Origin of the sequence: Secundilactobacillus yichangensis (assembly GCF_016861565.1) — a bacterium.
GTDB classification, from domain to species: Bacteria; Bacillota; Bacilli; order Lactobacillales; family Lactobacillaceae; genus Secundilactobacillus; species Secundilactobacillus yichangensis.
The window spans coordinates 1-24,462 of record NZ_BOLK01000009.1 but is presented as its reverse complement, the minus strand read 5'-3'; the positions used below and the strand labels follow the sequence as shown (position 1 = coordinate 24,462).

The 24,462-nt window shown below is 46.6% G+C and carries 27 protein-coding genes; all 27 read left to right on the top strand.

From position 1 onward, the window contains the following. Nucleotide 1: 1 nt before the first annotated feature. The 27 genes from cbiD to spxB all read left to right on the top strand — a co-directional run bounded on the left by cbiD (nt 2) and on the right by spxB (nt 24,306). Nucleotides 2–1,135: a cobalt-precorrin-5B (C(1))-methyltransferase CbiD gene (cbiD, locus tag JUE95_RS08040; protein WP_203650555.1), complete on the top strand. Its 1,134-nt coding sequence runs from the start codon at nt 2–4 to the stop codon at nt 1,133–1,135. Next, on the top strand, nt 1,132–1,731 hold the full coding sequence (locus JUE95_RS08035) for a cobalt-precorrin-7 (C(5))-methyltransferase (RefSeq protein ID WP_203650554.1): 600 nt from the start codon (nt 1,132–1,134) through the stop codon (nt 1,729–1,731). Before cbiD ends, JUE95_RS08035 begins: the two co-directional genes overlap by 4 nt. Beyond that, nucleotides 1,724–2,287 (top strand): decarboxylating cobalt-precorrin-6B (C(15))-methyltransferase, encoded by a 564-nt coding sequence (locus JUE95_RS08030; protein ID WP_203650553.1) that lies wholly within the window; start codon nt 1,724–1,726, stop codon nt 2,285–2,287. The genes JUE95_RS08035 and JUE95_RS08030 overlap by 8 nt, the downstream gene beginning before the upstream one ends. A gap of 3 nt (nt 2,288–2,290) precedes the next feature. Next, nucleotides 2,291–3,064 carry a cobalt-precorrin-4 methyltransferase gene (locus tag JUE95_RS08025; RefSeq protein ID WP_203650552.1) on the top strand — a complete coding sequence of 258 codons (774 nt, stop codon included), beginning with the start codon at nt 2,291–2,293 and terminating at the stop codon, nt 3,062–3,064. After that, on the top strand, nt 3,051–4,103 hold the full coding sequence (locus JUE95_RS08020) for a cobalt-precorrin 5A hydrolase (RefSeq protein ID WP_203650551.1): 1,053 nt from the start codon (nt 3,051–3,053) through the stop codon (nt 4,101–4,103). The genes JUE95_RS08025 and JUE95_RS08020 overlap by 14 nt, the downstream gene beginning before the upstream one ends. A 110-nt stretch (nt 4,104–4,213) precedes the next feature. Then, nucleotides 4,214–4,939, top strand: coding sequence for a precorrin-3B C(17)-methyltransferase (gene cobJ / locus JUE95_RS08015; protein WP_203650550.1), 726 nt, complete (start codon nt 4,214–4,216; stop codon nt 4,937–4,939). Then, complete coding sequence (gene cobK, locus JUE95_RS08010; protein ID WP_203650549.1) at nt 4,936–5,688, top strand: precorrin-6A reductase; 753 nt, start codon at nt 4,936–4,938, stop codon at nt 5,686–5,688. Before cobJ ends, cobK begins: the two co-directional genes overlap by 4 nt. After that, nucleotides 5,685–7,094: a uroporphyrinogen-III C-methyltransferase gene (cobA, locus tag JUE95_RS08005; protein ID WP_203650547.1), complete on the top strand. Its 1,410-nt coding sequence runs from the start codon at nt 5,685–5,687 to the stop codon at nt 7,092–7,094. The genes cobK and cobA overlap by 4 nt, the downstream gene beginning before the upstream one ends. After that, entirely contained in the window at nt 7,091–7,885 is a 795-nt protein-coding gene (locus JUE95_RS08000; RefSeq protein ID WP_203650545.1) for a sirohydrochlorin cobaltochelatase, read from the top strand. The genes cobA and JUE95_RS08000 overlap by 4 nt, the downstream gene beginning before the upstream one ends. 2 nt (nt 7,886–7,887) lie before the next feature. After that, the gene (locus JUE95_RS07995; protein WP_203650543.1) at nt 7,888–8,589 is read left to right on the top strand and encodes a cobalt-factor II C(20)-methyltransferase; all 702 of its coding nucleotides are present in this window, start codon (nt 7,888–7,890) and stop codon (nt 8,587–8,589) included. 24 nt (nt 8,590–8,613) lie between these two features. Further along, entirely contained in the window at nt 8,614–9,369 is a 756-nt protein-coding gene (locus tag JUE95_RS07990; RefSeq protein WP_203650541.1) for an energy-coupling factor ABC transporter permease, read from the top strand. Beyond that, the gene (locus JUE95_RS07985; RefSeq protein ID WP_203650539.1) at nt 9,366–9,698 is read left to right on the top strand and encodes an energy-coupling factor ABC transporter substrate-binding protein; all 333 of its coding nucleotides are present in this window, start codon (nt 9,366–9,368) and stop codon (nt 9,696–9,698) included. The genes JUE95_RS07990 and JUE95_RS07985 overlap by 4 nt, the downstream gene beginning before the upstream one ends. A gap of 13 nt (nt 9,699–9,711) precedes the next feature. Then, complete coding sequence (gene cbiQ, locus JUE95_RS07980) at nt 9,712–10,389, top strand: cobalt ECF transporter T component CbiQ (protein WP_203650537.1); 678 nt, start codon at nt 9,712–9,714, stop codon at nt 10,387–10,389. A gap of 14 nt (nt 10,390–10,403) precedes the next feature. Continuing rightward, a complete protein-coding gene (locus JUE95_RS07975; RefSeq protein ID WP_203650681.1) occupies nt 10,404–11,231 on the top strand; it encodes an energy-coupling factor ABC transporter ATP-binding protein in 828 nt (275 codons plus the stop codon). A 63-nt stretch (nt 11,232–11,294) separates the two neighbouring features. After that, nucleotides 11,295–12,803 carry a cobyric acid synthase gene (locus JUE95_RS07970; protein ID WP_203650536.1) on the top strand — a complete coding sequence of 503 codons (1,509 nt, stop codon included), beginning with the start codon at nt 11,295–11,297 and terminating at the stop codon, nt 12,801–12,803. A gap of 2 nt (nt 12,804–12,805) precedes the next feature. Further along, nucleotides 12,806–13,273 carry a precorrin-2 dehydrogenase/sirohydrochlorin ferrochelatase family protein gene (locus JUE95_RS07965; protein WP_235995365.1) on the top strand — a complete coding sequence of 156 codons (468 nt, stop codon included), beginning with the start codon at nt 12,806–12,808 and terminating at the stop codon, nt 13,271–13,273. A gap of 1 nt (nt 13,274) precedes the next feature. Further along, the gene (gene hemA, locus JUE95_RS07960) at nt 13,275–14,564 is read left to right on the top strand and encodes a glutamyl-tRNA reductase (protein ID WP_203650534.1); all 1,290 of its coding nucleotides are present in this window, start codon (nt 13,275–13,277) and stop codon (nt 14,562–14,564) included. Then, nucleotides 14,554–15,477: a hydroxymethylbilane synthase gene (hemC, locus tag JUE95_RS07955; RefSeq protein WP_203650532.1), complete on the top strand. Its 924-nt coding sequence runs from the start codon at nt 14,554–14,556 to the stop codon at nt 15,475–15,477. Before hemA ends, hemC begins: the two co-directional genes overlap by 11 nt. A 97-nt stretch (nt 15,478–15,574) precedes the next feature. Continuing rightward, nucleotides 15,575–16,549, top strand: a complete 975-nt coding sequence (gene hemB / locus JUE95_RS07950; RefSeq protein WP_203650530.1) for a porphobilinogen synthase — start codon at nt 15,575–15,577, stop codon at nt 16,547–16,549. A gap of 97 nt (nt 16,550–16,646) precedes the next feature. Next, nucleotides 16,647–17,939, top strand: coding sequence for a glutamate-1-semialdehyde 2,1-aminomutase (hemL, locus tag JUE95_RS07945; RefSeq protein WP_203650528.1), 1,293 nt, complete (start codon nt 16,647–16,649; stop codon nt 17,937–17,939). Nucleotides 17,940–17,944: 5 nt separating this feature from the next. Further along, entirely contained in the window at nt 17,945–18,691 is a 747-nt protein-coding gene (locus JUE95_RS07940) for a hypothetical protein (RefSeq protein ID WP_203650526.1), read from the top strand. Then, nucleotides 18,691–19,287: a bifunctional adenosylcobinamide kinase/adenosylcobinamide-phosphate guanylyltransferase gene (locus JUE95_RS07935; protein WP_203650524.1), complete on the top strand. Its 597-nt coding sequence runs from the start codon at nt 18,691–18,693 to the stop codon at nt 19,285–19,287. The genes JUE95_RS07940 and JUE95_RS07935 overlap by 1 nt, the downstream gene beginning before the upstream one ends. Nucleotides 19,288–19,300: 13 nt before the next feature. Then, the gene (cobS, locus tag JUE95_RS07930) at nt 19,301–20,059 is read left to right on the top strand and encodes an adenosylcobinamide-GDP ribazoletransferase (protein ID WP_203650522.1); all 759 of its coding nucleotides are present in this window, start codon (nt 19,301–19,303) and stop codon (nt 20,057–20,059) included. Further along, nucleotides 20,056–20,646, top strand: coding sequence for a histidine phosphatase family protein (locus tag JUE95_RS07925; RefSeq protein WP_203650520.1), 591 nt, complete (start codon nt 20,056–20,058; stop codon nt 20,644–20,646). The genes cobS and JUE95_RS07925 overlap by 4 nt, the downstream gene beginning before the upstream one ends. 17 nt (nt 20,647–20,663) lie before the next feature. Continuing rightward, nucleotides 20,664–21,383, top strand: a complete 720-nt coding sequence (locus tag JUE95_RS07920; protein ID WP_203650518.1) for a uroporphyrinogen-III synthase — start codon at nt 20,664–20,666, stop codon at nt 21,381–21,383. Nucleotides 21,384–21,530: 147 nt separating this feature from the next. Continuing rightward, a complete protein-coding gene (locus JUE95_RS07915; protein WP_203650516.1) occupies nt 21,531–22,238 on the top strand; it encodes an MIP/aquaporin family protein in 708 nt (235 codons plus the stop codon). A 307-nt stretch (nt 22,239–22,545) separates the two neighbouring features. After that, entirely contained in the window at nt 22,546–24,306 is a 1,761-nt protein-coding gene (gene spxB, locus JUE95_RS07910) for a pyruvate oxidase (RefSeq protein ID WP_203650515.1), read from the top strand. Nucleotides 24,307–24,462 lie beyond the last annotated feature (156 nt).

The window sequence follows — 24,462 nt, the reverse complement described above, 5'->3', positions numbered from 1 at the left end:
AATGTCAGAACCAGAAGATAATTATGTTTACTATAACGGCCGTAAATTACGAAAAGGCTACACCACGGGAACAACAGCAACCGCGGCATCTGTCGCTGCTGCCCGAGCGATTCTTGACCAGAAAGCGCCAGTGGTTGTGAAAGTTAATGCCGCTAACGGGACACCCGTTCAATTTAACGTTCAGGACTGCACGTTTGATCGCAACCAGGCAAGCGTTGCCATTCAAAAGGATGGCGGCGATGACCAGGATGCAACTGATGGCATGTTGATTTATTCAACGGTGACGTTGCGGTCTGATCACACTATCACACTCGACGGTGGCAAAGGCATTGGTCGCGTGACGCAGGAAGGGCTTGCTAATAAGCCGGGGATGCCAGCGATTAATCCAACGCCTTATAAACTGATTCAAGAAGGGGTTCGAGATGTGCTTGGTCCCGGCCGGGGTGCCGACATCGTTATTTCGGCACCGGAGGGCGAAAGGGTCGCTAAATTGACCTACAACCCTAAATTAGGGATCGTCGGCGGTATTTCCATTTTGGGTACCAGCGGCATTGTCACACCGATGTCTGAGGAATCTTGGAAGCATTCCATTTCGATTGAAATGAATATTCACCGTAAGCGCGGTGACACGGAACTGATCCTAACACCTGGAAATTATGGTGAAGATTTCTTAAAGGATGAAATGCATATTCCAGTTACCAAACAAGTGCAGATGAGCAACTTTGTCGGCTACGTACTCAAAGAAGTTCAGCGGTTAGGCTTTACGAAGGTGCTCATGGTGGGTGATCTTGGCAAGATGATCAAGGTCGCTGGTGGTATCTTTTCGACCCACAGCAAGGACGCTGACGCCAGGGCAGAAATCATGGTTGCCAACCTTGCCTTAATGGGTGCGCCGCTGGATCTGATGAAGAAGGTTTACGGCTGCTTAACAACGATTTCGATGATCAAATTGATTAACGAAGCTGGGTATCAGGACGTCTACCAGACGATTGTCGATAAGATTAAGGGTCGTGCTGAGAAGCTGCTGGCGCATAGAGAACCTAAAGTTGAAATTGACGCGGTCATTTTTTCACGGGATACCGGGTTCCTAGCTGCTACTAAGCCACTTAAAGAAATTGAGGCGGATTGGCAATGATTACGGTCCTAGGGATTGGTCCAGGCAGCCCAGATTTGATGCTGCGCGGGACCGACAAAGTGGTAGCACAGGCGGATCTCGTGATTGGGTCGAGGCGACAGCTGGCGGGTTTTGATATTCCAAGTGAGAAACAGCTGGAATTACCCAAACTAGAAATCCTCAAAAAATTGCTGGTGGAACAATACGACCAAAACGTGGTGTTGCTAGCATCAGGTGACCCATTACTTTACGGCATCGGCAGCTGGACACTGCGGCAATTTGGTAGTGACCATGTGAAGGTTGTTCCAGGTATCAGTTCCATTCAATACATGTTTCATCAGGTGGGACTCGCGATGAATGATGCGTACTTTACCAGCAGCCACGGTCGGATTCCAGACTTTGACTTTTTGCTGGCACACCAAACGGTCGGTATGGTGACCGATAAAAAAATCGGCCCTTACCAGATTGCACAGGAGGTATTGAATCGACATCAGCACCGAACCATCTACATTGGTGAACAGCTGAGTTATCCGGAAGAACGGATCAGTCAGTTACGACCCGAACAAGTTGAGAATAAAAAATACAATATGAACGTGGTGATCATAACAAATGCGTGATGAAGACTTTTTACGAACGAAGGTTCCAATGACCAAATCAGAAGTACGAAGTATTAGTTTGGATAAGCTCCAGCTGCACGGTAAAACCAGTTTCTTGGACATTGGCTCGGGTACTGGCAGTGTAAGTTTACAAGCAGCGCTTGAATTTCCAGAACTGCAGGTAACGGCCATTGAGAAAAACGATGACGCCATTGCCATCATGCACGACAATATGGTGCACTTTAAGACCAAGAATATTCAGCTGCTTCAAGGAGAAGCGCCAGCCGATATTCCAGAGCAGCAGTATGATGCTATTTTCGTTGGCGGCAGCGGTGCTAATTTAACGGCTATTATTGATTTTGCAGTGGCCCATTTGGTAGATGGCGGTGCGTTAGTGCTTAACTTTATTTTGCAAGAGAATGCGTATGAAGCGTTTGAACACCTCCGATCAGCCGACGTGGATGAACTGGAAATGGTTGAAACGCGAATTGCGAAATGGCACGCCTTAGGCCATGGCCATTTCTTTAAACCCCAAAATCCGACACTCATTGTGAGTGCCATTAGAAAGGTAAGATAAATTATGACAATTGTAAGTTTTGTAGGTGCAGGTCCTGGCGACAAAGATTTGATTACATTGAAGGGCTACCGACGTTTAGCCGAAGCCGACGTGGTTATCTATGCGGGCTCCCTCGTTAATCCCGAATTGCTCGACTATTGCAAAGACGGTGCTGAAAAAGATGACAGCGCTAGCATGACGCTTGAGGACATCATTTCGAAGATGAAGGAAGCCGTTACTGCTGATAAAAAGGTAGTTCGTTTGCAGACCGGGGACTTTTCAATCTATGGTTCAATTCGTGAACAAATCGAAGAGCTGAAGAAATTAAACATTGGCTACGAATGCATTCCAGGCGTCAGTTCGTTCCTTGGCGCCGCATCATCCATGGGTGTGGAATACACGGTTCCGGAAGTATCACAGAGTGTCATCATCACCCGAATGGCAGGTCGCACACCAGTACCAGACAGTGAATCATTACAAAAACTTGCTAGTCACCATACCTCAATGGTTATCTTCTTATCCGTTCAAGGTGTTGGCAAGGTTGTCCGTGAACTTTTAGCAGGCGGCTACAAGGAAACAACACCGGCAGCTGTCATTTACAAAGCAACTTGGCCGGATGAAAAGATGGTTAAGGGCACCTTAGCCGACATTGCCAAAAAGGTCAGAGAAGCAGGTATTCGTCGAACAGCCCTGATCATGGTTGGTGATTTCTTAGGTGATGAATACAGTTACTCTAAGCTCTACGATGCCACGTTTACTCACACTTATCGCAAGGGCGTTAAGAATGCCAAAAAGTAAGCGCTCGCAACTTGGTGTTATTGCGCTGACAAAACAGGGAAGCTTATTAGCACGGCGTATCGCCGACCTTATGCAAGGCACGGTGTACTTGCCAGAACGGTTCGCTGTAGCTAACGAGCAAACGTTTGGCAAGGGCCAATTTACTCAGACGTGTCAGCGGTTGTTTCATGAAATGGACGGCGTGATCTGCGTCATGGCCACCGGCATCGTGGTTCGGACGATTGCACCGCTTATTGAAGATAAAACAGTGGATCCAGCGGTGCTAGTGGTTGACGAACGGGCTAACCACGTTATTAGTCTGTTATCTGGTCACGTCGGCGGCGCGAACGCGTGGACGACGCAGTTAGCCGCGTTGCTGGAGTCAGATCCGGTAATCACTACCGCAACTGATACGGAACATGTTCAGGCGCTGGATACGTTAGCACAGCGGGTCGATGGCTGGTATCCAGATTTTAAAATGAACACTAAGAAGTACAACAGCCTACTAGCAGCCCGTGAGCCAGTTGAGATTTGGATTGATCCTGATTTTGTATCAGCATTTCCTGATTTAAGCGGTTTTCGTCAATTGGAAGCGTTAACGGATGCTACGCCAGACGTACCGCTGGTTATTGTGTCCGATAAAATCAACTTTGATAAGAGCGCAAATAGCGTCCAGGTAGTCCCCAGGGTCAACGCTCTAGGTATCGGCTGTCGCAAGAATGTGACCTACGCTATGATGCAAACTGCGTTTACTCAGTTTTGCGGTGAACATCAGCTGGCTTGGCAATCAATCTACGCGCTTGGGTCCATTGATAAAAAGCAGCATGAAGGCGCCATTCACTACCTCGCTGATACGTTAAACGTGCCGGTGACATTTTACTCGGCCGAAGCACTGCAGCCAGCAAGCCAACATTACCCGCAATCAGCATTTGTTGCCAAAACGGTAGGGGTTGGCAACGTTGCTAGCGCTGCCGCTGAAACGCTGACTGGCCAGCCCACCGTGACGGACCGTTTGGCACTTGACGAAATCACGATGGCGATGAGCCGAAAGTTGCTGTGAGTACGGCTTTGATCAGTTGCATGCAACGTTTAAATTCAAAGCAGAAAGTGTAACGGACTTAATTTCCGGATCCTGAAAAAACTAGATAAAAACTCAAAGGAGTAAAACGTATGTTATATATCGTAGGGTTAGGCCCCGGTTCAAAAGAATTGATGACGCAGGAAGCTTTGGACGTCATTGAAAAAACGGATACGATCGTCGGTTATGCAACCTATGTCCGCTTGATACAAGATATGCTGAAGGGTAAGAATCTTGTAGTTACTGGGATGCGCGGCGAAATTGACCGGTGTAAAAAAGCCATTGAAATTGCCCAGACTGGTAAGGATGTTGCCATTATCTCCAGCGGTGATGCCGGCATTTACGGTATGGCTGGACTGGTATTAGAACTGGCATCTAAAGCTGATCAGCACATTGACGTGAAAATTGTGCCGGGCGTTACCGCAAGTATCGGTGCCGCCGCAGCGTTGGGTGCACCGTTGATGAACGATTTTTGCCACATTAGTTTAAGCGATTTGATGACGCCCTGGGACGTTATCAAGGAACGGGTAGATGCTGCAGCCAAAGCAGACTTTGTGATTTGCCTGTACAACCCACGCAGCAAGGGCCGTCCAAACAATTTGCATGAAGCGCTAGATATTATTTTGAAATATAAGTCAGAAGATACGGTTGTCGGTATTGGTAAAGACGTTGCCCGTAAGAAGGAAATTGACAAAGTGACCACCATTAAAGACTTGGATGAAGAGGAGATCAACATGACCACCATCGTTATCGTGGGTAACAAGAACACCTACGTTGCAGATGGTCGTATGGTGACCCCTCGAGGATATACGCTGTGATTTTGCTGTTAGGCGGTACCAGCGAAAGTCTGGATGTTGCTGATTATCTAACGAAAGTTAATGCACCGTTCATTTTATCGGTCACTACGGATTACGGTGCAGAACTCGCGCGGCCGCACGCTGCAAATATCAGTGAGCAGATATTGACGCCAGCTACCTTTCATACCTTCTTTTCTGACCATGATATTACACTGATCATTGATGCGACGCACCCGTTTGCGAAGGTAATCTCCAGCACTGTGATGGCAGCAGCTCAAACGGATCAGATTCGTTACATCCGGTTAGAACGGGAAAATGGCTTAGCAGAGGGACCCAACCTGAAGTTATTCGATGATCTGGATGGGGTGGTCGACTATTTAAGAACGACTACCGGCACGGTTTACCTTTCCACTGGCAGCAAAACGGCCGGTGAATACGCCCAGAAACTTGGCGTTGAGCGCCTGCACGTCCGTGTCCTGCCGACAGTTAAAGCAATCAGCTTATTAGATGACGCAGGTTTTGAAGCCGACCAAATCGACGCTGTTCGCGGGCCCTTTAACGAGCAGCTCAATATTGATCTGTTTGATCGCTGCCATGCAGTTGCGGTGGTGACAAAAGAATCTGGGCGTCGTGGCGGCGTTCAGGAAAAGATGGCTGCCTGTGAAAAATTGGGAATTCCGTGTCTGGTTATTAGACGTCCAACGCTGAATTATCCAGAGCAGGCTGCAAGTTTATCTGAATTAAAGGCACTATTGGAGGGAACGCAATGAATGGTTTAGTCTCACTTATTGGCGCCGGGCCAGGCAACCCGGAGCTGCTCACACTATTGGGTAAGCGCCGTCTTGAAGAAGCCGACGTTATCGTGTATGACCGGCTGGTGAATCCAGCAATGCTGTCACCATTTGTGGCAGAGAAAATTGATGTGGGTAAGATGCCGCTGCACCATAAAGTCAGCCAATACCAGATCAATGACCTGCTGGTGGATCTGTCCAAACAGGGAAAGCGAGTTGCCCGGTTAAAGGCCGGCGACCCATATGTGTTTGGCCGTGGCGGTGAAGAGGGGCAGTACCTGAGTAAACATAATATCCCCTTTGAAGTCGTGCCGGGATTGACCAGTGCCATTGCCGGTTTGGCAGCCGCGGGGATTCCCATTACCCACCGTGACTTTGCCTCCAGTTTTCACGTGATTACCGGACACCGCAAAGCCAACGGTGAAGAATTGGATTGGGAAAACATCGCGCATCAGGAAGGGACCATCGTTTTCCTGATGGGCATGGGAGAGTTACCTAACATTACCAAACAGTTAATCGCACATGGAATGGCAAGTGATACACCAGTCGCTGTGGTTCAATGGGCAACCCACTGGAAGCAGCGGTCAATCTCGTCTGATTTGGCCAACGTTGTTCAAACGGTTGAAAAAATGAAGATTTCCTCGCCAGCGCTGATTGTCGTTGGTGGCGTTGTTCAATTAATGGGCGATCTGCAGCCGCATCGGCCATTGCAAGGGCTGCATCTCTTGGTTCCGTTTAAACAGGATTCTAAATTATTTCACGCTCTCCAAGATGAAGGGGCCGCCGTCAACTTCTTTGACCGGCGGGTAAAGCAGCCATTAGCATTTGACTTGCCTGACTTTGACGCTGGCGGGATGCTGATTATTACTGACTTTGCGGCTTTTCACTACTTCCAGGAGCGCTTGCTGACGATGGGTATCGATAACCGGGCACTGGCCAACTGGAAGGTGGTGGCTTGCAACCACATCGTGAAGTACCGACTGCAGCAAGATGGCCTTTTAGCCGATGAATTGTATGATCCCAATAAAATCGATTATCAGCGGCCAGTCGTCTTCATTGGCGAAAGAGCCACGCTGGCACACTATAACACCACGGATAACACGGATAAGGCCGACTACCTGGCAACATATCAAAGCGAAGCGATCAATCAAAACATTGACCTGAACGATTTTCACGGCATCGTATTTCCAAGCTCGGCATCAGTAGCTGATCTTTATACGGGCAGTACCAGTGACCAACGTGACTTAATGAGTCACCTGCACTGCTTCGCTATGGGTAAGACGGTTGCCGATGAATGTCAGAAATTAGGGTTAAAAAACGTCATCGAAGTAAAACCAAGCTATGATAACGTGATTCAAATGGTAAAGAAGGTCTTTGCGCGATGAGTAAAACAGCATTGTTAATTGTGAGTTTCGGGACCACTTATCCTGAGACGCGCCACCAGACGATTGAAGCAACGGAGGACGCTTTCCGAACAGCTTTTCCAAACGCGGAAGTTTTCCGGGCGTTTACGTCGAAGATCGTTGTTTCTCGAATCAAGCAAAACGAAGGTCTCAGTATTGATTCACCAAAACAGGCGCTTGCTAAAATTATTGCGGGTGGATATGACACCCTTTACGTACAATCGTTACACCTGATTCCCGGCATTGAATATCACCAGGTTGAAGCAGCAGTGGCGAAGGAAGCGGGACATTTCAAGCGAGTTGTGATTGGTCAGCCGTTATTAAACGACTTTGCGGATTACCAAGCTACGAGTACCTTTTTAAAACAGATCGGTAAACCGCTGGCAGCTGATGAAGCCGTACTCTTTATGGGACATGGTACTGCCAATAGCGCGTTTACTGCGTACGCTTGTCTGGATCACATGCTAATGGGTAGCCAGCATTACATGGGAGCAGTTGAAAGTTATCCTGACATTCAGTTTGAAATTAGCCGACTTAAAGCCGACGGAATCAAACGGGTGAGGTTGCAGCCGTTCATGTTAGTAGCTGGCAATCACGCCCATAACGACATGGCCTCTGATGCGCCTGATTCGTGGCAGAGTCAGTTGCAGCGTGCGGGGATTCAAGTGAGGTCACAATTGAAGGGTATGGGCGAGTATCCTGAAATTCAACAGCAGTTTATTAACCATTTAAAACGACAATTATTGTCAACTGAGACGAAAGGCGGTATGTAACGATGGCAACATTTTATGGTATTGGGGTCGGTCCCGGTGACAGCGAGCTGATGACGGTGAAGGCGGTCAACACGCTCAAACAGATCGACATCCTGTACACTCCAAAAGCCCATAAAGACCAGGTAAGTGTTGCAGAAAAAATTGCTGCGCCGTACCTTTCAAAGGATCTGACAGTCAAACGACGGCACTTTCCGATGGTTAAAAACCTCAGCGAGAAACAATCCAGTTGGCGTGCCATTGCCGAAGAGATCGTGGCAGACGTTAAATTAGGCCACGATGTCGGGTTCATCACACTGGGTGATCCCTCCGTGTACAGTACTTATAGTTATTTGCTGGACATCATTGGCGATCAGGTTGCCGTGGAAACGGTGGCCGGTATTTCTGCATATTCGCAGATCGCGGCAGCGACATCAATTCCACTGGTGTTAGATGACGAACTTTTAGAAATCATTCCAGCAACCGCGGATATGTCACTGATCAACAAGGCAGTCGACATTAATGACAACGTGGTCCTTATGAAAGTAGCGACCCATTGGTCAGAAGTCTTTGAGTTGCTCGAATCAAAAAAATTATTGGATCAGGCGATCGTGATTTCGAATGCTTCAATGGCTAACCAGCAACAATTTAAGGTTGCCGAGTTAACTAAAGAAACAAAGTTGCCTTACTTTTCAACGTTGATACTAAAGAAGAAATATCAGTTTTGACTAATGTCAGATGGGGTGAAACAAATGAAAAAGGTTTTTAGAAATCATTTGGTACCAAAGGTAAGCATAATTGCTGGCCTGAGTTCCTTAATATACTTTGCACTATATCCCCGTGATGCATATGCCATGCATATAATGGAAGGAATGTTACCGCCCAAGTGGTGTATTTTCTGGTTTGCGATCAGTGCACCGTTCTTCATTTACGGGTTATACCGAATGAAAAAGATCGTTACTTCAACCACGCAAAATGCCAAAATTATGCTGGCGCTGTGCGGTGCTTTTGTGTTCGTCCTTTCATCACTGAAGCTGCCTTCCGTTACGGGTTCATGTTCGCATCCAACTGGTGTCGGGCTGGGCACTGTCATGTTCGGACCAGGGGTCATGTCAGTTCTTGGGGTGATTATCCTACTGTTTCAAGCATTATTGCTTGCTCACGGTGGGCTAACAACCCTTGGTGCCAACTGTTTTTCAATGACGATCGTCGGTCCGTTTGTCGGTTATGCCGTGTATCAAATTTGCCGGGCATTGAAGGTCAGTCGTTCAGTGTCACTGTTCTTATGCGCGGTACTGGCTGATTGGTCAACTTATGTGACCACGTCCTTCCAGTTAGCCGTTGTTTTTCCAGACCCGAATAGTGGAGTCGGCGGTGCTGTGATCAAGTTCTTAGGCATTTACGCGGTAACACAAATTCCGTTGGCTATCGCTGAAGGTCTTTTGACCGTGGTTGTCTACAATCTGGTGATCAGCAATAACCTTTGGAAGGAGAACGCACTGGGATGAAGAAAAAAACAAAGCAAAATTGGATCCTACTCCTGTTAGTTTTAGTTCTCGTGATCACGCCATTCTTCGTTGCCAAAGGCGGTTCATTTTCCGGCAGTGATGACGAAGGGACTGCTCAAATCAAGAAAAATGATCCCAGCTATAAAGTCTGGGCTCATCCGCTATGGACACCGCCTTCAGCTGAAATTGAAAGCTTGCTGTTTACGGTTCAAGGCAGTCTTGGAACTGGTGTGATCGCCTACATTATTGGTAATGCTCATGGGCGTAAGAAGGAACGACAGCGTCAGCAGCAAGCGCAAGCTCAAAATAGTACTGGCAACGGTCGTTAAATAGGGTGATGAAATGTTAGTCATTGATAAGTACGCTTATTCAAATCGAATCGTTAAGTGGTCTCCTAAAATCAAGGGGCTGCTCTGGCTGCTTGGCATTATCCTGGCCTTTCAGCCAATCATTCCAATCAAGCTCGTCGTCATCGTGGTCGTTGTCTGGCATACCTTATACGCGACAAAAATGTCTGTTCGCGTTTATCTGCACTGGTTTTATGCGATATTGCCTTTTCTCCTACTGAGCATTATTGGCATTGTTTTCACCATGTCACCTAAAGCCAGTCAGATCTACTATCCAGTTCACTTATTTGGCAATTATTTTGGGGTTTCTAAAGTGATGCTGCCTAAGGGACTGCGGCTTGGCGTGCAAGTTTTGACGGCGGTGATCTGTACGTACTGGTTTGCCTTAACCACGCCATTTCAGCAGATCATTTTGACTTTGAAGGCTGTGCATATGCCCGCCTTGATGATTGAAGAAACGATGCTCATGTACCGGTTCATCTTCATCTTTGTTGAAGCGTGTGAACAGATTTACCGGGCTCAAAAATTACGGTTGGGTTACCGGACCTTTCGATTATCCATTCATTCAGCCGGTATTCTAGTCAAGATGCTCTTTCAGCAAGTGATGATTAATTATCAGCAAATGGTGCATGCCCTGGATGCAAAATTGTATGACGGTGAATTCAAAGTTTGAGAGGGTGATTAGTGATGATTGAACTAAAGCACGTGGATTTTTCATATGAAAAAAATCACCCCATTTTGAAGGATATTTCAGCTAAGTTCGGCGAAAATGGGTCCAAAGTCGTGGGGATCATTGGCCCTAATGGAACCGGTAAATCGACCTTATTTTTAAACTTGGTGGGCATGCTAAAGCCTACTGCCGGTCAGATCTTAGTGGATGATCAGCCCATCAACTATTCTAAAAAGGGCTTGAATCAGCTGCGCCAAAAAGTGGGTATTGTTTTTCAAAACTCCGATCAGCAGATCTTCTATTCTATTGTTAGAGATGACGTTGCGTTTGCTCTTCACAATCTGGACGTTCCGGAAGATGAAATCAAGCAGCGGGTGAACACGATTTTAAGGGAGTTAGATATTAGCGAGCTTAAGGATCGGCCCATTCAATACTTGAGCGGCGGTCAAAAAAAGCGGGTCGCCATTGCCGGTATTTTGATTTTAAATTCGGAATGGCTGCTGCTGGATGAACCGACGGCCGGGCTTGATCCGGATGGTAAGCGGCGAATGGTTGAACTGATCAAACATTTGATTGATCGGGGTCAAAAAGTGATTCTGTCTAGTCATGACATTAATTTTATGTATGAAGTTTGTGACTACTTTTATATTTTACAAGCCGGCCAGATCGTGAAATCAGGTAAAAAAGAAACCGTCTTTAATGATGAAAAAATGCTTTTGGAAACGAAGCTCGAACAGCCGTGGCTCGTGAAAGTCCATCAAAAATTGCATTTGCCACTATACGATAATGAAGCGGAACTTTTTGCCGACAAGACGTTGCAGGCTAAATTAGCGAAACTAGAATAAGGGTTGCGCCAATGCGTGATCATGCGTATTGGTCATTACATAAGGAAGCGGAGGTACAGAAAGATGTGTGCAAAATCGATTATGTTTCAGGGAACTGCATCAGATTCTGGTAAGAGCTGGACTGTGGCTGCACTTTGTCGCATATTAAAACAGCAGGGGTTAAAAGTTGCGCCATTTAAGTCGCAAAATATGGCGTTAAACTCTTACATTACGGATGATGGTAAGGAAATGGGTCGGGCGCAAGTCTTTCAGGCCGAAGCCGCTGAGATTGATCCAGATGTTCGGATGAACCCGTTATTGCTGAAACCTTCCACTGATACTGAGTCGCAAGTCGTCTTCATGGGCCGCGTGCTTAAGAATATGAGCGCAGCCGCATACCAGCAATTCAAACCGCAGTTAAAGGATAAGGTAAAAGCCGTGTATGATGATCTGGCATCAGAAAATGATGTGATGGTGCTGGAAGGCGCCGGCAGTCCTGCGGAGATTAACCTAAATGATCAGGATTTAGTTAATATGGGCATGGCAAGGATGGCGAAGAGTCCCGTCATTTTAGTTGCTGACATTGATAAGGGCGGTGTGTTTGCCTCAATTTATGGCACAATTAAATTACTGCCCCCAGAAGACCAGAAACGGATCAAAGGGATTATTATCAACAAGTTTCGTGGTGATGTATCCCTGCTGGAATCAGGCAATCAGATGATTGAGAAATTGACTGGGGTGCCGGTTATCGGCGTTTTGCCCATGACGACCATCGACTTGGATGAAGAAGACAGTGTGGCACTGGAACGAAAGTCACAGGTTAAAGACGACACCAAGGATCTTGACGTTGCCGTAATTGCGCTGCAAAAATTATCCAATTTTACCGATTTTCATAGTTTGGAGATCCAACCCGATGTTTCGGTTCGCTACGTTCTAAACACCAGTGAACTTGGTCATCCGGATTTATTGATTTTACCTGGTAGCAAAAACACCAACGAAGACATGGCTTATTTAAAAGCGCATGGTTTTGTTGAAGCGATTCAAAAGGTTCACGAAGCGGGCACTCAAATCGTTGGTATTTGCGGCGGTTACCAGATGCTGGGTACTGAGATGGTTGATGAGCACCACGTTGAATCGGATCGGCAAGTTCAGTCAGGACTGAATTTACTGGATACTAAGACGATTTTTACCCAGGAAAAAACCACGACTCAGGCGGTAGCAAAACGCAATGGGCAAACTTTATATGGCTATGAGATTCATATGGGGGAGACCAAGTTAGGCAGCGGTGCCAAGCCGTTTTCCACCATCACGGAGAATAACGGCCAGCCAACGGATCGTGAAGACGGTGCCGTTAACGCCGATGGCAGCGTGTGGGGGACTTATCTCCACGGTATTTTCGATAATACCGTGTGGGCCCGGCAGCTACTGGATCAATTACGACATAAAAAGGGCCTGCCATCGTTGACCGAGGTGCACCGCTCAATGGCCGAATACAAGGAACAGCAATATGAGCGGCTGGCTAAAGTTTTCAAGCAACACGTGGATATGCAAAAAATTAACCAGATCATAGCTGATTCTGACGCAGGGAAGTGAGTATGATGGAGCACCCTTATCCGGTTGTAATCGACCTAACAAAGAAGCGAGTGGCAGTCATTGGTGGCGGTCACGTTGCCGTACGAAAGGTTAAAGGCCTATTAGCGGCCCACGCTAACGTGACGGTGATCAGTCCCCAAATTGACCCCGCTATTGACCGCGATGCCGTCATTTGGAAGAAAAAACGGTTTGCGCCAGTTGATATCAAAGATATGGATCTCATCATTATCTGTACGTCAGATAGTGCTGTTAACCAGCAAGTGGTCGAGACAGCAACACACTTTCAACTGATCAATGATGCCACTGATAAAGCACGCTCAGATTTTTTCAACGTTGCCAAGGTTGAATCACCAGAATTGCTGTTCACAGTATCGACTAAGGGCAGTTCGCCCTCAAAAGCGAAATTTATCAAAGGCAAACTAAAAGAATGGTTAAACCAAAATAATTGGTTTACCGGAAAGGACAGTTAGCATGTACGTGATATGCGTTAGTCTAAACTACCAACATCTGCCAATTACTACGCGAGAACAATTGGTTTTTAGCAAGGAGGAACTGACTCAGGCGAACGAACTTTTAAGTGATGAAAAATCGATCCTTGAAAATATGATACTATCAACTTGTAACCGAACCGAAGTCTATGCGGTAGTTGACCAGATTCATACCGGGCGCTACTACATCAAACGGTTTTTAGCCAACTGGTTTCATGTGTCCATTGATCAGGTTAGCAAATGGGCAGAAATTAGTTTTAAACGAGATGCAGTGACACACCTGCTGCGGGTAACGACTGGTCTGGAATCCTTGATCGTGGGTGAACCGCAGATTCTGGGTCAGGTGAAGGATGCTTTCTTTACCGCACGCGACCTAGGTACCACGGGTGTGATCCTCAACCATCTTGCAAAAGACGCCATTACCTTTGCTAAAAAGCAGCATACGATTCATCGCGTTAGTGAGCTGGCCAAAACATCGGGACAGACTGGGCTACACCAAATTAAAATGAATCTGCGGGATCTTTCGGATAAGCACTTGGTGATTGCCGGACTTGGTAATGTCGGCAGCCACGTACTGAAGAACGCTAGTACCATGGGCTTTAGTGAGATCACCATTTTGAATCGGACGAATGAAAAAGCGGTTCAGATGGCCGGTAACTACGGCAAAACGGTGCAGGCGGCAGACTGGGATAAATTGGCGGTGGCAGCCAGCGCGGCGGACGCCGTTATTCTCGCAACTTCTGCTAAAACACCAGTGCTGGATGGGCGTATTTTTGCCAGCGGAACAGCCAATCTGAAAATAGTCGTGGACTTAGGTGTACCACGTAACTTACACAGTGAAGACCTGCCTGCCACGATTACCTACTTTGATATTGACCACTTAACGGCCATTATTTCAAAAAATCAACAGGAAAAAGCTGAAATGATTGATCAAATGGCGGCTCAGGTACCGGCAGCGGTGGATGATTTTTACGTGTGGGAACAGCAGCTTCACGTGGTGCCCGTCATTAAAGAGATCCGGGAGTCGGCAATGGACGTTGAAAAAACGGCCTACGACAGTCTGCTACGGAAGTTGCCGGAACTGGATGCTCACCAGCGTAAGGTAATCAGTAAACACATGAAGAGCATTATTAATCAGATGATTCTTGGCCCGATCAAAGAGGTCAAGGAGCTGGCTCTTCAAGACGATGTTGACGTGGACCTTGCGTTTATTTGCCAAATTTTTGGCCTCTCAACAGACTTAGCGAAACAGGAGCATACTTATGAAAAATGAATTTGTAGTGGGATCACGTAAGAGCTTACTGGCAATGTGTCAGTCAAAACTAGTTATTGCGGCCCTGCAGAAACGGTTTCCAAATATCACCTTTCGCATTAAAGAAATCGTGACTCAGGGTGATCGGAATATCAAAGATAGTCTTCAAAAAATTGGGGGCAAAGGGGTCTTCGTCAAGGAGATTGAAGCGAACCTGCAAAACGGTAACATCGATTTTGCGGTGCACAGCCTCAAGGACGTGATGCCGGTATTACCCGAAGATTTAATCATCGGGGCGATTCCCAAGCGTCAATCCCCCTACGATTGTCTGATTACACCCAAAAAGGTGGCACGGTTAGCTGATCTGCCACAGGGTGCGCGAATTGGAACGAACAGTCTGCGGCGTCAGGGACAGCTGTTGCATTTGCGGCCAGACATTCAAGTGATTCCAATCCGTGGAAATGTTGATACACGAATCAAGAAAATTAAAACGGAACATTTGGACGGTGTTATTTTGGCAGAATCTGGGTTGGATCGCTTGCAAGTCTCACTCGATGGCTTGTATCGGCTCAGCTTGAAGGATGATATTTTACCAGCCACGGGTCAGGGAGCATTGGCCATTGAATGTCGTAAGGCGGATGCCGATACGTTGGCGTTGCTGAGTACCATTGACGATGCTACTACCAAGCAAAATGTTCAGGTGGAACGCAATTTTCTGCGTGCTTTGGGGGGCAGCTGCAATTATCCGATCGGCGCGTTTGCCGAATCAAACGGGGATCAGATTACGTTTAAGGGGCTGGTCGCGTCACCCGATGGCACTCACCTGTTTCATAAAACAACGCAGGGAACAGTTAGTGACGCAATCGGCGGTAAAACTGCCGACACATTAATTGCTGAAGGCGCTTTGAAATTGATTGAATCAACGTTAAAATAAAAATGCCGGATGATTGCGCTTTCTGATTTGGCGTTTGTCAGCAACAGTTACCAGTTAATTTTAAAAAATGATTTTAATGGGAAGAAGATTATATATTATGGTTACATTTGATCGTCATCGTCGTTTAAGAAGCAGTGCAGCAATGCGTGATCTCGTGCGCGAGAATCACTTGGAAAAATCTGATTTAATTATGCCGGTGTTTGTGGATGCGACGATTCAGGACAAGGAAGAAATCGCGTCCATGCCCGGAATTTACCGGTATAGTCTCAATACCATTCTGGATGAAATTAAAGAGATCGTCGACTTAGGAATTCAATCAATTATTATTTTTGGAATTCCCGATCATAAGGACGACGTTGGTACCGGTGCTTGGGAAGATAACGGCATCGTGCAGGAAGCTATTCGTAAGATCAAAGCGGCTTATCCAGACCTGATCGTTATTGCTGATACTTGCATGTGTGAATACACATCGACTGGTCATTGCGGTATCGTGAAGGATCACAAGGTATTAAACGATGAATCGCTTGAGTACAATACTAAGGTTGCTGTCAGCCAAGTAAAGGCGGGTGCTGATATGGTGGCCCCTTCAAACGCGATGGACGGTTTTGTGGCCGCCATTCGTGAAGGATTGGATAAGGCAGGGTTTAAAGAAACGCCGATTATGGCTTATTCCGTTAAGTTTGCTTCCAGCTTCTATGGCCCATTCCGTGATGCCGCTGATGGCGCACCGCAGTTTGGTGATCGTAAGGGGTATCAGATGGATCCTGCTAACCGACTTGAAGCACTTCGTGAAATGAAGAGTGATGAAAAAGAGGGTGCTGACTTCACCATGGTTAAACCAGCAATGGCCTTTGCTGATATCATTCGTGATGTTCGTAACAACACCAACTTACCACTGGTCGCCTACAACGTTTCTGGCGAATATGCCATGGTTAAAGCGGCCGCAGCTAACGGCTGGATCAACGAAGAACAGATTGTTAACGAAGTTCTTGTTGGCTTAAAACGTGCGGGTGCTGATTTGATTATCACGTACTTCGCTAAGGAAGTTGCCGCACGGATGGACAAGAAGTAAGTTTAGGCTGACATTCGTTGCCCTACGATGAATTAAGGTGTTGCAAGCAACGAACGTTCGCGCAAAATAAAAATCGTAAGAGAAGGGAACACACACATTGAAGAATTTTGACAACTCAAAAAAAGCGTTCAAAGAAGCCCAAGACTACATGCCTGGTGGTGTAAATAGTCCAGTACGGGCGTTTAAGAACGTCGGTGGCGACCCACTGTTTATTAAACGGGGGAAGGGCGCCCACATTGAAGATATTGATGGCAACACGTTTATCGATTACGTGCTGTCATGGGGACCGCTGATTCTGGGCCACGCTGATGACAAAGTTGTTAGCGATTTGCAGGCAGCGACCGAGAAGGGGACCAGCTATGGTGCGCCAACGGAATTGGAAACGGAACTGGCTAAGAAGATTCGTGAAATCGTACCATCCGTTGAGATGATGCGGATGGTTTCATCTGGGACCGAAGCCACGATGAGTGCCATTCGTTTGGCCCGTGGGTTTACGAAGCGCGATAAGATCGTGAAATTCATCGGTAATTATCATGGTCACAGTGATTCCTTGCTGGTTGATGCCGGTTCTGGCTTGGCCACGTTTAACATTAATACTTCGCCTGGTGTGCCAAAAGATCTCGCTTATGATACGTTGACGGTGCCTTATAACGACGTGGAAGGTATCAAGGCGGTTTTTGAAAAGCATGGTTCTGAAATTGCTGCCGTCATCGTTGAACCCATTGCCGGGAACATGGGCGTTATTCCAGGAACGCAGGAATTCCTGGATACTTTGCGAAAACTGACCAAGGATGCTGGCTCGCTGCTCATCTTTGACGAAGTAATGTCTGGATTCCGGGCTGCCTATCATGGAGCACAGAGCCTCTATCACATTAAGCCAGACCTTACCACCCTTGGTAAAGTTGTTGGTGGCGGGTTGCCCGTTGGTGTGTTTGGCGGTCGGCGCGACATTATGGAGCACATTACACCGGTTGGTAACATTTACCACGCAGGGACCTTATCAGGGAACCCGTTAGCCATGACCGGTGGGTTAAGTACGCTTAACCAGTTGAATGATAACTTGTATCAGAACATGACAGCTAAAACGACTCGTCTTGTGGAAGGTATCAAGGCTGCTGGTGACGCTCATAACGTGCCGATTACTGTACACCATGTTGGTACCATGTGGAGCTACTTCTTCAACGCTGGTCCAGTGAACAACTTTGCGGACGTACAAGCTAGTGACGTCACCTACTTTTCAAAGTTCTTCAAGCAGTTACTGCAGCGGGGTATTTACACCGCGCCATCACAGTTTGAAACAAACTTTATGTCCAGCAAGCATACAGATCGGGATATTGAAGATACGATTCAAGCGTTCAACGATGCTTTTGATGCAGTAAATAACGGGTAAAACACATGACAAATACACAGTTTCGAGACTTAACGCTAACGCCATTGACAGCAACTGAAACGCTGGTAATTGCGTGTGACAGCAGTGCCGGAATTGGGGAGAAAAAAGCAGACGTTGTAGCCGTTGATCCAGCTATTACGGCTGCTTATTCTTTAAGGGTGCCACTATTAGAGCTGATGTGCTTTGGTGCCCACCCGATTACGGTTGTTGATACGGTTGGTAACGAAATGGTGCCGACTGGTGAGAGAATTATCAGCGGTGTCAAAGCAGAGCTTGCGCGGGCACAGCTTTCGGATATCCCGTTAAATGGCAGTACTGAAGATAACATGGCAACGGTCACAACTTCAATCGGCATCACGGTGATCGGCCGGATTCAGACGGCAAGTATTCCGAAGCCTGCTACGACAGATCTAACCGTTTTTAAATTGGGTACACCTTATGTGGGTAACGATGTGGTGGCGCATTTAGACCAGATATTCAGTTACGATATCGTTCGTCAAATTCGTGCAAACGCGGATGTCGTGGACATGCTGCCGGTGGGTTCAAAGGGTGTGACGTATGAACTCGACCAAATGGCGCAAACCAATCATTTGAAGACCCATTACCTGATTGACCGCACGTTGCCAGAATTAAATACTTCTGCTGGTCCAGCAACCGTGGTGCTAGTGGGGGTAAAAAAGGCAAGGGCAGCTGCGGTAAGCCAGAAATTCCCAGAATTAATTGCGGTGGCTGAACTCAGGAGGTCAGAATAATGAAGAGCCAGTTAGTGTTGGTAACCGGCGGGGCGAAGAGTGGTAAATCAGTATTTGCTGAGCAGTCTCTATCAGATGACGCTCACGTGTGCTACATTGCCACTGGTGTAATGACTCAGCCGGATCCAGAAATGCAGTTACGCATTAAAACCCATCAGAAGCGACGGGCGGAAAAAAACTGGGCCACGGAAGAACGGTATCAAGATGTTGGGTCGTTTATCGCGGCTAATCATTACGACAGTTATTTGTTAGACGACGCCACGATGCTTATTACCAACCTGTTTTATGACAGTACAATGCAGCTGGCAAAGGATCGGCATCTTGATTTGGACGATGCTATCGAGCAGATGACCAGTAATGATATTGATAAACTGAATCAGCAGATTTTTGATGCTTGGGATCAAATTATCGCTGCTCTACGCGCCACTAACCAATCAATGGTTGTGGTGACCAACGAAACGGGTCTGGGCATCGTGCCAGCGACAAAACAGACGAGAATTTTGCGGGATCTATACGGTCAAGTGAATCAACGCTTGGCACAGGCGGCTGACCACGTGTATTTTGTGATTAGCGGTCTGTCACAGCAATTGAAATAATAGGGGGGTTACCATGGGACAAGCAATGATTTTATTCGCGCAGTTTTTTACGCGAATATCCATTCCAATCGAGATCAAGGATGTCACGAACAAGTTTAAAAACAATATCCAGTATTTCAGTCTCTTTGGGTTATTGTTGGGGTGTATTGAGGCGCTGATCTTTTGGGGCTTTGCCAGTATTTTTCCACTTTGGTTTGCCTGGGTGATCTACTGGGTCACGGATGGCCTGCTGACTGGCGGTTTCCATCTTGACGCCTTAGCGGATACTGCCGACGGACTGTTTTCGGCACGAAAGCCAGAAAAGATGAAGGCCATCATGCATGATAGCCGACTCGGCACGATGGGCGCTTTGGGCCTAGTCTACTTTTACTTGATCGTTATCGGGTGCGGTATCGTCATTTGTAATCAGCTGCCGCTATGGCAACTGGTTGGGTTGACGGCTGTCATGACGATGGTCGCAAAGACCGGGATTGCGTTGCTATTTTACAAGATGGTCTATAACGGCGAAAATGGCCTGGCCAGTATTTGGATCGGCGTTAAAACCTGGCGGATTGTAGTAACTCAAGTAGTGGCTGTCGTGGTCATTGGTGCGGTACTGCAGTGGCAGGGTCTGGTCAGTTATTTAGCCATAATTGTGTTTGGCTACTTTTACCGGCGTTATAACATTCATTTGCTGAAGGGGCTTAGCGGTGACACGATTGGTGCTTTTGGTGATTTATCGCAGGTGATTTTTCTGCTGGTATACAGTGGCATTACTGAGGTGATTAAATGACCCTATTGGTGACGCGGCACGGTGAAACGACGCTCAATCAACACCGAAAATTTTATGGTTCGATGGACGTGCCGCTTGACGAAAAAGGACGGCAACAGGCTGCTGAACTCGCAGAGAAACTGCGCCATCAGCAACTCGATGTTATTATCCGCAGTGCAACGAAGCGCACAGAACAAACTGCCCAACCCATTATTGATGATCATCCAAACGCGGCGGTTTACGTGAACGCTGGCCTGAATGAGAAAGGGTTTGGTGACTGGGAAGGACTGGACGCTGACGAGATCGAGGCAAAGGACCCGGTAACTTGGGCACGATGGATTGAAAAGCCGTTTGACGTAACGCCAAACGGTGCCGAAAGTTATCTGGCTTTTTCGAGACGGGTGTTAGGAGTGATTGCCGACTATCAAGACCTGCTGGCTTCGGCAGCCAACGTGTTAATTGTCGCGCACCTTGGCACGCTACGGGTCATCCACCAGTCATGGGTATCGGGCACGGTGTTTTGGAATCTTGATTTCAAGGCTGGTCACTATTCAACGTATCAGGCTGATAAGCACGGCAAGATGAGAGTTATAGCGTTAAATCAATGAGTTGGAAGGTGTTTTCGGTGGCATTTTTAATTACGTATCCAAAAGAGAAGGTCGAACCGGAACTACAAGCACAATTGGCAAGCGTCACGATGCCGATGTATCTGCCATTACGGCAACTGGTAGCAACTCGGTTAATACCAGCTGAGGTGGCTAAGATTCGTACCGCGACAGGGATTGTGATAACGAGTCAATTTGCACTTCACGTGTACTTGAATCGGGATTGGCACCACGCGACCAAGCCAGAATTCTTTGTGCTGAGTCAAAAAATGGCGACGCAGTTGCAAGCAAAGGGGGTTGCTCAGGTCAGCTATCCGGTTGAAGAAAACCAGGCTAGTTTGGCGCAATTGCTAGCTTCAAGGCCAAAGCGACAGCTGCTGTGGCTGACGGGTAACCGGCACGTAAAGCATAACCAACTTTCAGCTTTGCCTCATTTAACCCAGTTGACATGCTACCAAAATACCTGGTCTCAGACGCAGGAAGACCAAGTTGTTTCTCAATTGAAGGGACATCAGATTACTAGAATACTTGTGACAAGCCCTTCAAGTTACACTCGATTACAAGCGATTGAAACGCGACTTGCACCTCAATTTTCAGCAGTAACCTACTACACTCTGGGCAACAGCACGTTTACATTGATCAGTGGCAATGAAAAAAATGTCGTCAAGCCCGTTAGTAATCGACATGTTCTTCGGCAAATGTTGCAAAAAATGTGCAATGATGAGGTGGAAAATCAGTAAAATTTTGAACATTATCACACTTTTTTGCTAAAGTAAATCACATTTATGTTTTAAAGAAGTGAAAATAATATAAATAAAGCGCTTACAAATATGCTACTATTAGTGTGTTAATTATTTAACAAACTTATGTAAAGGTGGGTGTCACTAATGGATGGTTTTATTGGTGAGTTTTTCGGCACTGCGATCCTAATTTTGTTAGGAGCTGGTACTGGTGCCGGACTTAACTTAAATAAGACGTATGCCAAAGGTTCAAGTTGGTTATTCGTCTGCCTGTCATGGGGTATGGCTGTTACCATGGGGGTTTATGTTGCAGGACTGCTGGGTTCAGATGGACATTTAAACCCAGCGGTTACAATTCCATTTGCAATCTTCGGATTGTTCCCATGGAATGAAGTTTTACCGTATTTAGCAGGCCAATTCTTAGGTGCGTTTGTCGGGGCAGCGTTAGTAATGGTCGCATTCGGCGCACACTTTAAGGAAACAAAAGGGGAAGAAAATGGGAACACGGTTGGTATCTTTGCTACTGTGCCAGCAATTAAGTCACCACTTTTCAACTTCTTTTCAGAAGTTATTGCGACGTTCGCTTTTGTCTTTGTTCTTCTCAATTTAGGTAACTTTACAACTGGTTTGAAGCCATTTATTGTTGGATTCTTGATCTTCGTTGTCGGTACTGGTTTAGGGACGACTACCGGGTTCGCCATTAACCCAGCTCGTGACTGGGGTCCTCGGTTTGCTTACACGATTTTACCAGTTCCTAACAAGGGTTCAGGTCACTGGGAATATTCATGGGTACCAATGTGTGGCCCTCTAGTTGGTGGTTTCCTCGCAGCTGCGTTGGAATCAGTAATTCATTAGCATTTAGCAATCATATTCAATTTAAATATAATAATCTAAGATCAATTCTGGGAGTGTAGCGTAACTCGGTAAACCCCCAGAGTTTAAAATAAGTTAACGTCATTTCGGTTTTTATCGGAATGGCGTTAATTTTTTAACTAGCTTCAGAATTTTACATAAGTCTCGGTTGGGAAAAATGTGAAAAATGTCACTTACAAAAAGTAAGCTAATCTCGTGACTTTTAAATTTGTTCGTTTTATACTTTTCCATGTTAAACAATTTAAGAATTAAAAGTTCTAACAGAAACTGATGGAGGAGTGCGATTCAGATGACAAAGATGATGGCAGGACAAGCATTAGTTAAGGTACTAGAGGATTGGGACGTTGACCATATTTATGGAATCCCCGGTGGCTCAATTAACCACACGGTTGAAGGCTTATACCTAGAACAAGATAAAGTTAAATACATTCAGGTTCGGCATGAAGAAGTAGGTGCCATTGCAGCGTCTGCTGACGCTAAATTTACCGGCAAAATTGGGGTTGCCTTTGGTTCCGCTGGTCCTGGTGCCACCCACCTGTTTAATGGCCTGTACGATGCCAAAATGGACCATGTACCAGTGCTGGCCATTGTTGGTCAAGTGCCGCAGCCAACGATGAACACCAATTTCTTTCAGGAAATGGATGAAACGCCAATGTTCGAAGATGTTTCAGTTTACAACCGGACAGTGACAACTGCGGAACAGATTCCATACGTCATCAATGAAGCGATTCGCGAAGCCTACCGTCAAAGCGGGGTTGCTGTAGTGATCTTGCCGGAAGACTTAACCACCAAAGAAATTGATTACGAACCAGCTAAGACACCAAAGGTTGTAGCTAATAACTATAGCCAAACCGTTGATCCAAAGGCGATCAAAGACAGTCTTAAGATGATCAAAGAAGCTAAACACCCATTAATTTATGCTGGCCGTGGCTTGTTAGGTGCCCGTGACGAATTAACGAAGTTCTCAGAACAGTTCAATATTCCAGTGATGAACACGGTACCAGCTACCGGTGTCATTTCAACTGATCACCCGAACTTTATTGGGACGTTTGGCCGCTTAGGCGCTAAATCAGGATTTGAAGCCTTACAGCATACTGACTTGATCCTGTTCTTGGCTTCCGAATTCCCGTTTGCCCAATTCTGGCCAAAGGACGTTAAAATTATTCAAGTGAACACCAATGCTTTTGATATTGGTAAGACAGTTGATGTCGATTATGCCATTATTGCGGATGCCAAGGCTTACTTGAACGATATGATTGCTACTGGTGAAACCCGTCCAGCTGATACTTGGCTAAAAGCTAACCAAGAAAACAAGGCTAACTGGGATAAGTGGCTGGATGAACAGGCTGAAGACGACAGCCGTGGATTGAACCCAGAAGCAGTGACGAAGAAAATCGCTGAATTGGCCGGGCCTAATGATACCTACGCTGTTGATACCGGGAACGTTTCTGAATGGGGCGTTCGTGGGTTGCCAATGAATAAGAATCAGCGGTTTGCCATTTCCGGTTTATTTGCAACCATGGGCTTTGGTTTACCCGGTGGTATGGCCGGTGCGCTCAGTGTGCCTGATGCTCAGGCTTGGTCATTATCAGGTGATGGCGGTTTTGCCATGGTTGCACCCGATATTATCACTGAAGCTCGCTACGAATTGCCAGTTATCAACGTTGTCTTCTCCAACAGCCGGTTTGGCTTTATCTATTATGAACAGGCTGAATCCAAGCAGCATTTCTATGGTGTTGATTTAACCGATGCTGATTGGGCAAAGGTTGCTGAAGGACTTGGCGGAATCGGCTTTACCGTTAAAAATAAGGCTGATCTGGACGAGGTCTTCGCTAAGGTTAAGGATCTGCAAGCTAAGGGTAACAAGAAGCCAATCGTTATCAATGCTTACATCAATCCTGATGACCCGATCGCCACGGCCTTTATGCCACTAGACGAAAAACTCTACGGTGCGGATACTGTTAAGGCTTACTCAGAGAAGTACCACATTGATCCAAAGACGCAGCCATCATTGGGCGAATTGCTTCGTGCTCAGGGTGACGAGAGATAATAATACCGATCAAAACTTACTAATATAAATGGTGTATTCAGCCCGACGGAGTTGAATACACCACTTTTTTTGTTAAAGTGGTAGCGAAGCAAAGCCGCAGCGCTTTTTGGCACATGATGCCGCTATTAAAAATGGCTGTTTCGCTGGCAACCTATT